Annotated in this window: 9 protein-coding genes; 1 reads left to right on the top strand and 8 read right to left on the bottom strand. The window is 72.7% G+C overall.

Annotation, left to right across the window (positions count from 1 at the left end; all coding sequences use genetic code 11):
* Positions 1-50: 50 nt before the first annotated feature.
* Positions 51-1,127: a GDSL-type esterase/lipase family protein gene (locus BCD49_RS25875; protein ID WP_007506697.1), complete on the top strand. Its 1,077-nt coding sequence runs from the start codon at positions 51-53 to the stop codon at positions 1,125-1,127.
* 47 nt (positions 1,128-1,174) lie between these two features.
* On the opposite strand, the gene BCD49_RS25870 is transcribed toward BCD49_RS25875, so the two are convergent.
* From BCD49_RS25870 to BCD49_RS25835, 8 genes are all read right to left on the bottom strand, one after another.
* Positions 1,175-2,440, bottom strand: coding sequence for an ABC transporter substrate-binding protein (locus BCD49_RS25870; RefSeq protein ID WP_007506698.1), 1,266 nt, complete (start codon positions 2,438-2,440; stop codon positions 1,175-1,177).
* Between the two features lie 441 nt (positions 2,441-2,881).
* The gene (locus tag BCD49_RS25865) at positions 2,882-4,234 is read right to left on the bottom strand and encodes an ABC transporter substrate-binding protein (protein WP_007506699.1); all 1,353 of its coding nucleotides are present in this window, start codon (positions 4,232-4,234) and stop codon (positions 2,882-2,884) included.
* Positions 4,235-4,236: 2 nt separating this feature from the next.
* On the bottom strand, positions 4,237-5,508 hold the full coding sequence (locus BCD49_RS25860) for a hypothetical protein (RefSeq protein ID WP_131803570.1): 1,272 nt from the start codon (positions 5,506-5,508) through the stop codon (positions 4,237-4,239).
* A gap of 256 nt (positions 5,509-5,764) precedes the next feature.
* Positions 5,765-6,484: a hypothetical protein gene (locus tag BCD49_RS25855; protein WP_241832398.1), complete on the bottom strand. Its 720-nt coding sequence runs from the start codon at positions 6,482-6,484 to the stop codon at positions 5,765-5,767.
* A gap of 151 nt (positions 6,485-6,635) precedes the next feature.
* A complete protein-coding gene (locus tag BCD49_RS25850; protein ID WP_007506702.1) occupies positions 6,636-7,070 on the bottom strand; it encodes a response regulator in 435 nt (144 codons plus the stop codon).
* A 182-nt stretch (positions 7,071-7,252) separates the two neighbouring features.
* Positions 7,253-8,656: an FAD-binding oxidoreductase gene (locus BCD49_RS25845; RefSeq protein ID WP_007506703.1), complete on the bottom strand. Its 1,404-nt coding sequence runs from the start codon at positions 8,654-8,656 to the stop codon at positions 7,253-7,255.
* 221 nt (positions 8,657-8,877) lie between these two features.
* Complete coding sequence (locus BCD49_RS25840) at positions 8,878-12,021, bottom strand: ATP-binding protein (RefSeq protein WP_071042002.1); 3,144 nt, start codon at positions 12,019-12,021, stop codon at positions 8,878-8,880.
* Between the two features lie 245 nt (positions 12,022-12,266).
* Positions 12,267-14,036: a DHA2 family efflux MFS transporter permease subunit gene (locus tag BCD49_RS25835; RefSeq protein WP_035931893.1), complete on the bottom strand. Its 1,770-nt coding sequence runs from the start codon at positions 14,034-14,036 to the stop codon at positions 12,267-12,269.
* Positions 14,037-14,259 lie beyond the last annotated feature (223 nt).

Raw genomic sequence — 14,259 nt, 5'->3', positions numbered from 1 at the left:
CGGCCCGCCGTGATCGTCGCGTCCACCGCGAGGGGCGGTCTCCCGGGGCGGTGGTGGCGGCCGCCGCGCTGGCTGTGCTGGTCGCGGTGACCGGCTGCGCCGGCGGCGGGGGGTCCGGCGGTGGCCCGCCTCCGCCAGCCACGACCGGCCCGCCGGTACGGCTCATCATCTTCGGGGACTCGGTCACGCACGGATCAGCCGGCGACTTCACCTGGCGCTACCGGCTGGCCAAGCATCTGACGCTCTCGGCACCCGGGCGGGTCGACTTCGTCGGGGACCGCGATGACCTCTGGGACAACGTCGCGGATGTCGGCGGCTCCCAGGCGTACGCCGACCCGTATTTCGACCGTGACCACCACGCGCGCTGGGGTGACGCGCTGCGCGTCGAGGTTCCCACGATCGAGGGCGTGCTGCGCAAGAACCCCGCGGACGTCGTCCTGGTCGCTCTCGGCGCGAACGACCTGGCCTACTGGACGAGCTCGCCGGCGACGCTGGCGCTGATGAGGCAGCTCGTCGACAACGCGCGCAGGGCCAACCCGAACGTCACCTTCGTCATCGGCCACGTGCTGACCCGATGGGACCCCTACACCAACAGCCCCGCGCTCGCCGCGGCGAGCGAGTTCAACCAGCTCCTCGACGCACAGGCACCCGGCTGGTCGACTCCCACGTCCAAGGTGGTGATCGCGCGCAGCGACCAGGACTGGAACCCGCGGCAGGACACCTGGGACGGCTCGCACCCGGACCCTGACGGCGAGATGCTGATCGCCCGCGGCTTCGCGAACGCGCTCGCCGGCCTGGGTATCGGCGGCCAGTTCGGCGAGGTCTACAGCGGCCTGGCCTGGCCGGGAACAGGCCAGACGCCGACGGCGACCCCGGCCGGCGGCACCCGGTACACGCTTACCTGGCCGGCCACGCCAGGCGCGGCCGACTACCTGATCGAGCGGCGGGTGCTCTCTCCTCAGGGCGAGTCGTCCTACTCCCGGCTCCCCAGCTCCGTACGCGCTCTGACCTGGACGACCGACGACCTGCCGCTGGGCGCCGTCGTCGCCTACCGGGTGGTCCCGGTGAAGTTCTGGATGGTCGGCCAGCCGGGCCCGCCGGTCACGTTCACCGTCACCTTCGACTGAGGCAGGCCTGATGCGGCCAGGGCGGCCAGGTCACGCGCGAGGCGAGCTCAGATCTCCTTTCCGCACCAGAAGCCGTTCGTGCCGCCGCCGGCGGGCGGCACCGGCACGAAGTTCGCCCCCGCCGCGTCCGCCCTGACGAAGGTGAAGCACGTCGCCGGCGCGGTCGGCGTGGAGAGGTTCGTCGGCGCGATCAGGCCGCCGGCATCGTAGTTCGTCACCTGGCGCAGGTTCGTGATGAACGCGTCGCGGGTCGGGCACGCGCCGGCGAGATCAAGGCCGCGCAGCATCTCGTCGGCCGAGACGTAGGAGGCGATGGCCGCCTCCTGGTCGGCGTCCTCCAGCTCGGGCGAGTAGGTGGTCATCGCGGTGTGGTAGGTCCGCATGATCGCGGAGTCCCCTTGGAACGGCGCGTAGCCGACGATGACGGACATGCCCGCGACGTCCTTGCCCCGCTCGACGAGCAGGTCCTTCCCGTAGCCCGCCACGCTCAACGCGACGTTGAGGCGCACCCCAGCCGTCTTCGCCGCCGCGTAGATGTCGGCGAAGTCCTCTGGCCGCACAGCGCCGACCAACGCGTCGGCACCGCTCCTGCGGAGCCCATCGACGACCCGGGCCGGGGTGGAGGCACCGGCGCTGTAGTCGGTCTCGCCCACCACGGCGACGCCCTGGCTCTCCAGGCTGGGCCTGAACTGGGCCGCGATGCCGCTCGTGCCCGGCGCGGTCGGGTCGGCCACGACGTAAGCCTTCGTCCCGCCGTTCGCCTTCACGTACCTGCCGAAGACGTCGACGCTGCCGTGACTGTTGAACAGAGAACTGAAGGAGAACAGGTTCTTGTGGTCGGTCCAGCTGGAGTCGACGGCGAGGCCGGTCGCCGGGATACCGGCGCCCTCCAGCCACTGGACGGACGGTCCGGCGGCCACCGACTGCACGATCAGGCCGAAGACCTTCTCGTTGTCGACCAGGTCGCGCGCCATGTTGGAGAAGACGCTCGGGTCCGACCGGTCGTCCCGCCAGACGACCTGGACCTTGCGACCGTGGACGCCGCCGTTCGCGTTCTGGACGGCGACCCTCGCGTCCACGGCACTGCGCACGGCCCGGAAGTTCTCGACGAGCGCGCTGCCGCTGTCCGGGTAGATGAGACCGATCTTGATCGTGTCACCCGACACGCCCGGCGACGGACAGTCACCACCGGCAGCGGGTACCGGTCCCGACGACCCCGTTGCGCAGCCGGCGAGCACGGCCGGCAATCCCGTCACGACGGCCGTCGCCGCCGCGGCCGCCACCGTCCTGACGCGTCCGCGCCGACCCTTCATGACGATCCTCTCCCGCCCACTACCCACCACAGAACGTGATTCCGAATGATCACTTGGACGAACGCTACCTTGGGTCGCCACGGCGCATTTCCAGCGGGTCGAGCCCGCGCCCGTCGGCCACGGTCGACCGAACACCCACCCATCCGTCACCAATAGGCGAACAGAACGTCACTCTCTGCCCACTAACGGCATACCGTCAACTTCAACAACTACAGAGGGACATTGATTGCATCGATATGTAGGCGGGTCTCTCTCAAGGTGATGGGATCCACCTCGACCGCCGGCTTCCCGGTAGGGCGCACCTGCCGTGACCCTCGTCACCTTGCGTGACTATTTTCACGGCAACCAAGCCGGTCGGACGGGAACGCCTCAAGGCCGGCCAAAGATCCGTGCCGGCCCGCCGAGGGCCGCGGAAACGGCCGGAACCGCGCCTGGTCGCCGTCAGCCGGAACCGGACGGGCAGAGCTGCTCCGGTGGCGGCGAGTCACCCAGGGCCGCGGCGGGGTAGGAGCGCAGGCGAACGTTGTCGAGGCCGATGAGGATCCTGTCCAGGCTGGCGGGGTTGGCGACGAACTCGGTCACGCCCCGGTAGAAGGCGGTCCGCATCGCGGCGGGCATCGCGTCGGAGGCGTCGAAGACGACGTCCGCGCAGGCCGTGTCCTCGACGGAGCGCGCCAGCGCGCGCAGTGCGTCATCCGGGTAGTCAGCCGCCGCCACCGCGTTGTTGGGCGCGATCGTGCCGCCCGCGCGGGCCCAGATCTCCTGGGCCTGGGGCCCGGTCAGGTAGTTCGCGAGCCGCCGCGCGGCGGGCGTGTCGTGGAACATCGCCAGGACGTCCCCGGCGATGACGATCCGCCGGTCGCCGCCGCCCGTGGCCGGGAAGTCGAAATAGCGGGCGTCCGCCGCCGGCCGGCCGGCGCTGTCGCGGTATCCGCCGGCGGCGAACGAGCCGGCCTGCTGCAGGTAACAGCCGGGCTGCTGGTCGAACATGGCGGTACCGGGGTCGCCGAAGCCGGACAGCAGCGCGCCCGCCGTCCCGCCCCGCACCATCGCGGGGGCGACGAGCTCCCCCCAGGTCGTCCAGGCCTTGAGCACGGTGTCGCTCGTCCAGGGAAGCTCGCCGTTCGCCCAGCTCCGGTACTCCTCGGCGCTCGCCTGGTGCAGCAGGATGTCCTCGATCCAGTCGGTGCCGGGCCAGCCCGAGTCCGAGCTGGAGCGCAGTCCCAGGCACCACGGCGCCGTGCCCGTGGCGACGATCTCCCTGCTCGTGGCGAGGAGCTCGTCCAGGGTGCGCGGAACGGGCCAGGAGTAGTGCGCGCTCGAGTACCAGACAAGGCTCTTGCGGGTTCCCTTGACGACCAGGCCGTACTGGCGGTCGCGCCCGTCCGCGCCGGGAACCTCGCCGACGCCCAGCCAGGTCGGGCCGTACTCCCGCCGGATGCGGGCCAGGTCGACCGGCCCGGAGGCGTCGTCGAGCGCGACCAGCTGGCCGCCGTGGGCGTACTGCTCCAGGTCGCCGAGGCTCGGCATCAGCGCGAGGTCCGGCGCGTCACCGCTCTGCACCCGGCCGGCCAGCACCGCCTCGAAGTCGCGCGTGCCGTCGAACCGCACGTGGATCCCGGTCTCCCGCTCGAACGGCCGCAGGACGTCGGCGAACCTCTCCTGCTCGTCGCCGGTCCACGTGCCGAGCACGGAGATGGTCTGCTGGGATGAGATCCCCCCACAGGCGCCCGCTCCGAGACCGAGCACGGCGACGACCGACAGCGCGGCGAGGACACGTCCGGGCGATCCCATGATCAGCTCCTGTACTCCCGGATGCGCGGCCAGAACGCACAGGCGCCGAGCGCCAGCAGGACGACGGTGACGACGGCCGCCGCCCACGGCAGGCCGCCTGAGGGAACCGCGTCCTCGAGGGCGTCGTCCAGCACCGCGGTCCGCTCGCCGACGAGCACGCCGAGCCGCTGGTCGAGCGCCTGGTAGCCGGTGTCCGAGCTCGCGGCGCCGTCAGCCTGAACCGCGGCCAGATCACCTGCCTGCCCGGCGCAGGCATCCGCCCCGGCCACGCCGTCCTGACCGTTCTGACTGTTCTGGATGTCGGTCGCGGCCGGCAGCCCGGCCGCGCGGGAGGCGGCCGGGGCGTACTCGTCGAAGGCCCGGTCCTGCTCGACCGTCGCCGCGGCCTCGCGCGCCTGCCACAGGCAGGCCACCGCGGTGGTCTCCCGGACACCCCGGTCGACGTCGTGGCTGGTCCGCAGGGTCAGGGCCGTCAGGCCGGCGGCGAGGAGCAGCACGACCACCGCCGCGCCGAGCAGCCCGAGGCTCATCGCGCGGTGGAAGCGGCGGCGCAGGAACACCTGGGCGAAGACGAGCAGGACCAGCAGCGCCGCGGCGGCGGCGAGGTGGCCGCCGAGCAGCGCCCAGGGCGCCGACCCCCGCGCCGGCAGGTTCGCGCTGTTGCGTGCCTGGAACTGCGCGACCGTCGCCAGGATGCCGGTCGGCTCGCGCATGAGGTCCGAGGCGTACGCCAGGTAGACCGCCGTGAGGCCCACGTCCGCGTCCGCGGCCCCGGCCGGAACGCCGGCATCGGCACCGGGGCCGGCGGCCGCAGCGGCGGCCGGGGTGTCGTCGACGGCGTTCGCGGCACTGTAGACGTCGCCCATGTAGACGACGAGCAGGCCGTTGTTGACGGCCTGGACCTGGGCTCGGTCGGCCTCGCCGGCGGTCGAGGTGTCGGCCGCGCGCGCGAGCGCCTGGCCGGCCGTCTTGATGTCCTCCTGGAACTGCGCGTCGGGCGGCCCCCATGACCCCGGCGGGAGCAGGCTCTGGGCGGCGACCAGGTCGGCGTCGGCCAGCAGGGCGCGGGCCCGGACGGCGTCCACGACCGTCGGCGCCGTCCGGTCGGCGAGGGTGAGCGCTGTGTGACGCTGGTTCACGACCGTCGCCATCGCCGTCGCCCCGACGGCCAGCGTGGCGAGCACGACCAGCCCGGCCAGCATCAGCAGGCGGCCCGGGGTGGAGGTCCTCCTGACCCTGCCGCGCAGCCCACCGCGGCCCGGTCCCGCCCTCATCAACATCCGCGGCCGCCTTTCCTAGCCGCCGAACGTCCGCGGGGCCGTGACCCGATGGTTTCCAAACCCGGTCATGGACAGCGATTCTAGATCGAGTTCGCCGGGCGTCGCGACCAGCGGCAAGCGACACATAGCCGACAGCAAGCAGTCACCGCCCGGTGTTAGGTTGCTTCGCCGCGCGCCCAGGCGCTTCGGCCCGCCCGCGCGGCCGGCGCCGGCGCCGGGGAAGGTCCGCGGCCGGCGCCTCAACCCGCGATCAGTAACGCGGTTCCACGTAGGGGTGGACGTAGAAGCCGTCGTAGAACGGCGTGAACCAGGCGTTGATGGGGGCCGATGCGGGGTCCACGGCGTGGTCGACGGCGGCGGCCGGCTCGTCGTAGAGGCGGAGATGGGCGTCGTTCTCGAACGCCGTCTCCTCGAAGTACTGGTAACGGGCCCGCGGGTCGTCGTCCAGGCCGTACAGATCCAGCAGGCCCGCCGCTTCCGTCACGACCAGGTAAAGAGCGAGCTGCTCGGCCAGGCAGGCCATCGGGATCCAGTCCGGCTCCGCCAGCCGACCGGTGACGGTGATCGTCGCGACCAGGAGCTTCTTGCCGAAGGCGACGGTGTAGTGGTCGTCGAAGGTGGGCGGCAGGCGGTCCAGTGCGGTGAGGCTGTAGCCCTTCACCGCGGCGTCGTAGGCGGTCGCGGCACCCGCGGACAGCAGGGTCGCGATGTCGTCGACCAGGTGGTCGACGAACGACGCGCAGCCCTCGACGAGCGCGCCGGCGGCCACCAGCGACCGGTCCCCATCGCTGCCGGGGACCGGGTCCCGTACCGCCCGGGGCCCGTCGGTCTCGACGGCGAACGTGTCGACATCGAAGGCGCGCAGCCCATGCGCCGCCCGCCGCATCCGCGCCGCCGCCGCGGCCCGCGCCTCGGCGTCCACCGCCACCTCCTGCCCCACGTCGCCGCTCTCCTCCCAGCCAGGCACCACGCCGCGTTCCACAACTCGGCAGCAACCATAGCGATACCGGCGAATCCGTGGACAGGGTGCGGCACGTCCGCCGCCCCTGGCGCCGTAGCCGAAGCCATGGACCTCGGAGTCGCGAAGCTCGATCCCGCCGTCCGCCGCGAGATCCGTGGGGTCAGGGGCGAGCGCGCCGGATGAGGTCCAGGAAGAAGTCGTCAATCGCGTGAACAGTGCCCAGGAAGTCGTCGAGCTCGCTGGGCTTGCAGACGTACGCATTCGCGCGCAGGTCGTAGACGGCTGACACGTCGTCGGGCGCGTCGGAGGTCGTCAGCACCACGACCGGGATCATCCGCAGCTCCGGATCGCTCTTGATCGCGGCGAGCGTCTCCCGGCCGTCCATCCGAGGCATGTTCAGATCAAGAATGATCAGATCCGGCCGGCGGCGGGCGGGGTCTCGCAGGTAGGCCATCGCGTCGACCCCGTCGGACACCATCTGCAGGTCCTGGCCGAGGCCCCGGACCAGGAAGGCTTCCTCGATGAGCAGGGCGTCACCCAGGTCGTCCTCGGCAAGCAGGACGGTGTAGGGCCGGCTGGGGGCGGCGGCAGCCATCACCAGGCATCTCCACAGGTCGTTGGACGTCTCGTGGAAACCCCGAGCACCTCGCCATCGTCGCACATCACGACAATCCGCCACCGACGGTCGACGCCGGATCATCCGCGGCCCTGGCGCCCGATCTCGGCGGGCGGGCCGCACCGGGCCCGCGGGGTCTGGTGCGGCCCGCCTGGTGCTGGCTACGCCGCCGGCGGGATGTTCTGGTTGATGTGGAAGGTGTTGTCCGGGTCGTAGCGGCGCTTGACCTCGGTGAGACGGCGGTAGTTGCCGCGGTAGGACGCGCGGACCCGGTCGTCGCCCTCGTCCATGAGGAAGTTGACGTAGGCCCCGCCGGCCGAGCTGGGGTGCAGGTCGGTCCAGTAGTCGCGGGCCCAGCCCGAGATCAGGTCGGCGTTCGCCGGGTCGGGGTCGACGCCGACGATGACGCCGGCCCAGCCGCCGTCGCGGTAGGCGAACGCGGTCGACTCGACGGGTACCCGGGCCGCGGCACCGTCGATCGGGTAGAGGTGCATGGTGGAGTGCCCGGTGGGCAGCCGGGAGCCGAACGAGGAGTGCACGTCGATCGCGGCGTCGGTGATCTCGGTGAAGAAGTCCGCGCGCCAGTACCACTGCAGCCCGGCCGGGTAGAGGCCGTCGAAGGCGCTCTGCAGGGCGGTGAACGGCATCGGCGCCAGCCCGACCAGCAGCGGCGATCCGAACGACCGGATCGGCTCGAGGATCTCCTCCGCCCGGTCGTGCGGACCGGTGTAGCACCAGACGATCGCGCAGGCCTTGCTGCCCCACAGGTGCTCCGGGAACGGGGGCGCCGGCGGGATGGTGATCAGGCCGAGCCAGCCGCTGAGCTCCTCGGGAAGCGCGGGCACCAGTTCCCGGTACCAGCGCATCACCTGGGCGGTGTCCGCGAAGTCGTAGAGGACCGGCCCGCCGATGACGGTGCCGCCCTCGCCGAGGTCGTGGCACCGGAACGTGAACGAGGTGACGATGCCGAAGTTCCCGCCGCCGCCGCGCAGCGCCCAGAACAGGTCCGGGTGCGAACGCTCGTCGGCGGTGACGAAGCCGCCGTCGGCCAGGACGACGTCGGCGGAGAGCAGGTTGTCGATGGTGAGGCCGAACCGCCGGGTCAGGTAGCCGATCCCGCCGCCCAGGGTGAGGCCGGCGACTCCGGTCGAGGCAAGGAACCCGGACGGGGTGGCCATCCCGAAGCCGACCGTGGCGTGGTCGACGTCGCCCCAGGTACATCCCGCGTCCACCCGGACCGTTCTGGCTCGCGGGTCGACCGTCGTGCCGCGCATGGCGGACAGGTCGACGACGAGCGCGTCGTCCCAGACGCCCAGTCCGGCGGCGTTGTGACCGCCGCCGCGCACCGCGAGAGTGACGCCGTGGGCGCGGGCGAAACGGACGCAGGCGATGACGTCCACGGTGTCCCGGCAACGGGCGATGGCTGCCGGGCGCCGGTCGATCATGGCGTTGTAGACCGCGCGCGCGTCGTCGTACCCGGGGTCGTCCGGGGTGATCAGCTCTCCGCGGAGCGCGGCGGCGAGCTCGGTGAAGGGAAGAAGGCGAACATCGATGGCCGTGGGCATCCTGGCTCCTCGTCGCGTTGTTGATCAACACGACTGAGGCTAGGTGGCGGGCGTTCGGGGACCGTTCGGCTCGGGCGTTCGGTCGCGCACGCGACATCGCCCGGCGGTCGACCGCCGGTCACGCCCGGGCCGGGCCGGCCCTCGATTCCTTGGTCCCGGACGCTCTTCGGTCCCGGACACTCTTCGGTCACGAGCGCCCTTCGATCACGAGTCCTCTTCGGTCACGCGGGCAGACGCGCGCCGATGAGTTCCAGATCCTCGGTGCACCGGCGCAGCAACGCGAGGCTGCCGTGCGTGGTCGCCATCCGGGCAGCCCCGAGCAGCCGGGACCTGGCGGTTTCCCGACGGTCGTCGTACCCCGCCCGCAGCCGGAGCACCTCCGGCAGCCACCACACCTCGCCGCGGGTCCTCGCGTTCACGATCGCGGCGTCCAGCGTGGAGCGGGCGGCGTCGGCCTGATCGGCCCGGGCGTACAGGTCCGCCAGCAACGCCAGCCAGTACGGCATCCGGGCCAGGGCACCCTCCGCCTTCAGGTTGGCCACGCCGCGCCGGGCGAGCTCCAGACCGTCCTGGCCACCGAGGTGCCAGCCGCGCAGGACCAGCGCCCACTCCCGGTAGTAGCCGAACCCGTAGCGTTGGCAAAGATCTTCCAGTTCGGCGGCCGCGGTCGGCAACTGCTCGGTGTTCCCGCACAGCTGGCTGGTGAACGCCTCGTATGCCAGGGCCATGGCCAGGCTGTAKGGATGGTCCGGGACCGACCGCGCCAGCGTGACCGCGTCCTGGCATCGGCTCCAGGCGGTCACCGGGTCGCCGAGCAGCCAGTGCGCGTGGGCCTCGAACGCCGCGGAGTGGACGTCCGGGCGCGTACCGATGGTCAGCCACACCGGGTGCGCCTGCGCGGCCGCCATTTCGAACTGCCGCAGCGAGTGGGCCGGCTCGCCCATGCACAGCAGCGAACCGGCGACCGCGAAGTGCGCGGCGCCCGCGAACGACGATCCCGGCCGGGCCAGGGACAGCGCCCGGGTACCGGCCGTGTGGCTCTCGGTCATGCGGCCCTGAACGAATGTCGAGGCCCACAGCGCGACGAGGCCGCTGAGGAGGGAATCGTCGCGGCCCAGGGACTCCGCGAGCGCGATCGAACGCACGTGCAGGTCGTGCAGCGACCCGTAGGCGTATCCCCGCCAGGCGTTCAACGGCGCGGCCATGGCCTCCAGCAGGTCCAGCTCACGCCGGTCACGGTCGCGGGACTCCGGCTGCGCGCGGACGATCACGAGCGCGGCGTCGAGCAGGCGCACCGCCTCGGCGTGGGCGAAGACCCCGGAGGCGGTCCCCGCCGCCTGCCGGTAGTAGCCCACCGCCCGGTCCGCCCGGYCCGCGCGCGCGTGCTGCTCCGCGAGCTGCGAGGCCACCGGTTCCAGATCATCGGCGTGCAGGAGCTCCAAGGCCTGGGCCAGGCGACGGTGCCACAGCCACCGCCGAGCCGGAGCGGCGCTGGCGTACGCGGCGCCACGGAGCAGGTCGTGGGCGAAGTCGTAGCCGTCCGCGCTCTGCCGCAGGATCCGGCGGCGCCACAGCTCGTCCACCGCGCAGACCACGGCGTCCAGGTCCAGGTCACTGGCCTCGGCGAGCAGTTCCAGGCTGAAGTCGCGGCCCACGGCCGCGGCCAGACCGGCGATCTCCTGGGCCGCGGCTCCGGCCTGTGCCAGACGGTCGCGAAGGACCAGGGCCAGGTCTGCGGTCGGCAGCGGTGACGCGCCGGTGGTGGCCACCGCGCGCATCGCTTCGATCACGTGCAGCGGGTAGCCGCCGGTGGCCGCCTGCAGCAGGCCACGCTCGGCCGGGGTGTACGTCCGGCCGCTCGTCACCTCGGCCAGCCGAACCGTGTCCTCCTGCCGCAGCGGGTCGAGCGGGATCTCCGTGAGCAGCTCGGCGGCCCGCATCCGGCCCAGCCAGTCCCTCAGCTCGGGTTCGCGGTCCAGGCTGTCGGCGCGCAGCGTTGCCACCACCAGGACCGGCGCGTCGCCGGCCAGGCCGAGGAACCTGGTCAGGAACGCCAACGTCTCGTGATCGCACCACTGCAGGTTGTCCAGGACCAGCAGGGTCGGACGGCCCACCACGAGCAGCGCCCGGGCCAGACCCTCGAAGAACCGGTGACGCTGCCAGGCGGGGGAACCTCCGGCCTGCCCGGCCGGCTCCGCCCGCCCGGCGGTGGAGGGAACGAGCCGGTCGACCTCGTCCCGCCATACCGGCTCGAGCCTGTTCCCGGAAGCACCCACGACCGGGCTACGCAGCCAGTCCGCCACCGGTGCCAGCGCCAGCCGGCCCGAGGTGCCGAAGCACTGACTACTGGCCACCACGGCACCCGTCCGCGCGGTGAGCGCGACGAGCTCGGTCACCAGCCGGGTCTTTCCGACGCCGGCATCGCCGCGCACGACGGCCAGGCGAGCGCCGCCGCCCGCCGCGGTCCGCCAGGCCTGGCGCAGCTCCCCGAACTCCCGGTCGCGGCCGACCAGAGCCACCTCCACCGCGCCGGCGGTGGGGCCGGCCAGGGACGCCGCCGCCGAGTCGTGGCCCTGGTCCCGCCCCTGATCCCGGCCCTGATCCTGGTCATGCTGGCCCTGGACCTGCTGGCCGCGCATGATTCGCCCCAGCGTGGCGCGCAGCGCGGGGCCCGGGGTGACTCCCAGGTCCCGCTCCAGCAGGGCCGAGCATCGGTGGTACGTGCTGACCGCGCCCGCCCGGTCACCAGCCTCGGCCAGCACCTCCATCAGCACCTGGTAGCCGGTCTCGTCCAGCGGTTCCAACCCGATCAGCCGGCGGGCCGCCTCGGTGGCGCCGCGGGTGTCACCAAGCTGCCGGGTGGCCCGGCAGGCCAGCGTGCACAGCTCCACGCATTGCCGGTGCAGGTCCGCGCGGGCCGGCGCCACCCATTCCTCGTCGATGCCAGGCAGGAACTCCCCGCCATAGTGGCGCAGGGCCGCGTCCACGTGCGGCAGCGCGGCACCGAGGCCGATCGCCGTCAGCGCGTCCAGCGCCTCGCGGCGTTCGGCGTCGAAGACGCGCAGATCCACGGTCACGCCAGCGGTGTCCCGCCACAGCAGGGCCTGCGCGGACACCTCCACGCACGGCTCGCCGCCGAGCACCCGGCGCAGCCCGTGCAGCTCGCGACGCAGGTTCGTCAGGGCCTGCCCATCGGTCGAGTCCGGCCAGAACATCCCCGCCAGCCGCTGCCGGGACTGCGGCCGACCCGGGTTCAGCGCAAGGCACGCGAGCAACGCCACGATCCGCGAGGACCTGGTCCGCACCTCACCCGATGCGACGTCGGTGACAGAGCGGTCACCGAGCAGGGCAACCCGGACCGGCATCGGCGCCACCCCCTCCCAACCCGCGCACCCCACGGCCGCGGCGCCAACGGGCGAACCTCGCGCCGAGCAGGCCCGATGGCGGTGGCGATGGAGATGGCCTCGGTACCCGATTGAATCGGCTGTGCCCGGCGACTCTCAAGAGCCCGTCGGCCGACGGACAGGTCCAGCCGAGCGCCACGGTGAACGCGGTTCGCGGAGGGCTTCTCGGCCTCGCCCTGACAGCTGGGCGCCCGCGCCCGCGCATGTCACGTCCGTCCCTGCCCCCGGGGCACCAGGCTGAGAACGGCGACGGCGGTGGCCGCGAGTGATGCGGCAGCGCAGAACCACCAGCCCGCGTGGAAGGCGGCGACGACCGTCCGTGCCGTCGGCGAGCCGATGACGGCGATCAGGATGGCGACGCCGAGCACGCTGGCGATCTGGCGGGCCATGTTCACCACCGCGCTGCCCGTCGCGAACCGGTCCGCTGGCAACGCGGACGTCGCCCCGGAGGTCAGCGTCGGCAGGGCGAGCCCGACTCCGAACCCGACGATCAGCAGACCAGGAAGCATCGACGTGGCGTAGTCATGGGTCAGTCCCGTCCGCAGGGCCCACCAGGCGGGTCCTGCGGCGAAGGCCAGCGTGCCGACAGCCGCGACCGGGCCGCTGCCGAACCGGTCGATCAGCCGGCCGGTGAGTGCCAACGCGACCGGCGGCACCATCGCGGGTCCGGGCGCGACGGCCAGCCCCACCAGCAGCGGCGACCAGCCCCAGGCGGCGTCCAGATAGGTCACGACCGACAGCAGCATCGCGGCGAAGGCCACGCTGAACAGCAGCAGCGCGAACACCGCCGGCCCGAATCCCGGCGCGCGCAGCACCGTCAGCTCCACCACCGGCGCCGGATGACGCGCCGAGCGCACGACGAACCCTGCCAGCGACGCCGCCGCCGCCACGAAGCTCCCGATCACCTTCACCGACGCCCAGCCCCACGACGGGGCCTGCACCAGGCCCAGCGCCAGCAGCGCGACACCGACGGTGAGCAGCAGGACTCCGAGGACGTCCGGGAACGGTCCGGAGGCGGTCTGACGCTGCCGCGGCAGGACCCGCGCCCCGGCCACCAACGCGACGACGCCGAAGGGCAGGTTGACCAGGAACACCCACCGCCAGTCCGCCTCGACGAGCAGCCCGCCGACGACCGGCCCCAACGCCGCCGCGAGCCCGCCGACGGCCGCCCAGCCACGCACCGCGGCCGGGCGCCGCTCGGGCGGAGTGACGGCGAGCAGCAGCGCCAGGCTGGTGGGGATCAGCGCCGCGGCTCCGACAGCCTGCGCCACCCGGGCCACGATCAGCATCGTCAGGTCGGAGCTGGCCGCGCAGGCGGCGCTCGCCGCCGTGAACAGCCCGAGGCCGAGGAGGAAGCCGTCGCGGTGCCCGTGCCGGTCCGCGAGGCGGCCCGCGGGCACCATCAGCGCCGCGAAGGCGATGGCGTAGCCGTTGAGTACCCAGGACAGCGTCGACAACTGGCCGCCGAGCGCGCGGTGGATGTCCGGGAACGCGACGTTGACGACGAACAGGTCCAGATTGGAGACGAAGACCGCGGCGCAGACGACGGCGAACACCATCCGCGCCCGTGGGTTCGCCGCCGGCCGGGCCGTCGGCGCGGCCGGGCCAATGCCGCCGGCCCATACACCCCCGACCATCATGGGCGGCATCCCGACAGGCGACGGCAACATCACCGTCGTCGGCTCGCCGTCMGCGCCGCCACCCACCGTCGACCGACGACCGCCGGCCGGCCGCACCCACGGCGGCGGCGCGCCAGTGAACGGCGGCAATATCACTGTCTTCAGCTCGCCGTCCGCGCCGCCACCCACCGCCGACCCACGACCACCAGCCGGCCGCACCCACGGCGGCGGGGCGCCAACGGGCAGCGGCAGGTCCACCGTCGTCAGCTCGGGCTCTCCCGGCCGGCCCGACGGCATGGGAATGTCCGGCCGCCGCTGGCCGCTGGGACGCCGCCCCGTCTCCACAGCTTCGTTCATCACGTTCTCCTCGCCCCCGAAACGCCCGGGCAGCCAGGACAACGCATTTCCGAGTCTGTCGCCGAACTCGGCAGCGGGGAACACAACCCCGCCGGTCTCCAGGAAGCCGCGCGCCGAGCCGGAAAGACTGGCCACAAACAGGAGCCGTCGACATGATCTAGTCGACGGCACACCTCTACCAGCAAGTATTACTGGTAAGCAGCCACCTGAAGCGATGACGACC

The organism is Pseudofrankia sp. EUN1h (assembly GCF_001854645.1).
Lineage (GTDB): Bacteria > Actinomycetota > Actinomycetes > Frankiales > Frankiaceae > Pseudofrankia > Pseudofrankia saprophytica.
This window is presented reverse-complemented; position numbering and strand designations above follow the sequence as displayed.

Excerpts from the sequence above, each read along its gene's own strand:
- BCD49_RS25870 (WP_007506698.1), bottom strand. The coding sequence starts at position 2,440 with ATGAAGGGTCGGCGCGGACGCGTCAGGACGGTGGCGGCCGCGGCGGCG.
- BCD49_RS25865 (WP_007506699.1), bottom strand. The coding sequence starts at position 4,234 with ATGGGATCGCCCGGACGTGTCCTCGCCGCGCTGTCGGTCGTCGCCGTG.
- BCD49_RS25860 (WP_131803570.1), bottom strand. The coding sequence starts at position 5,508 with ATGAGGGCGGGACCGGGCCGCGGTGGGCTGCGCGGCAGGGTCAGGAGG.
- BCD49_RS25850 (WP_007506702.1), bottom strand. The coding sequence starts at position 7,070 with ATGGCTGCCGCCGCCCCCAGCCGGCCCTACACCGTCCTGCTTGCCGAG.
- BCD49_RS25845 (WP_007506703.1), bottom strand. The coding sequence starts at position 8,656 with ATGCCCACGGCCATCGATGTTCGCCTTCTTCCCTTCACCGAGCTCGCC.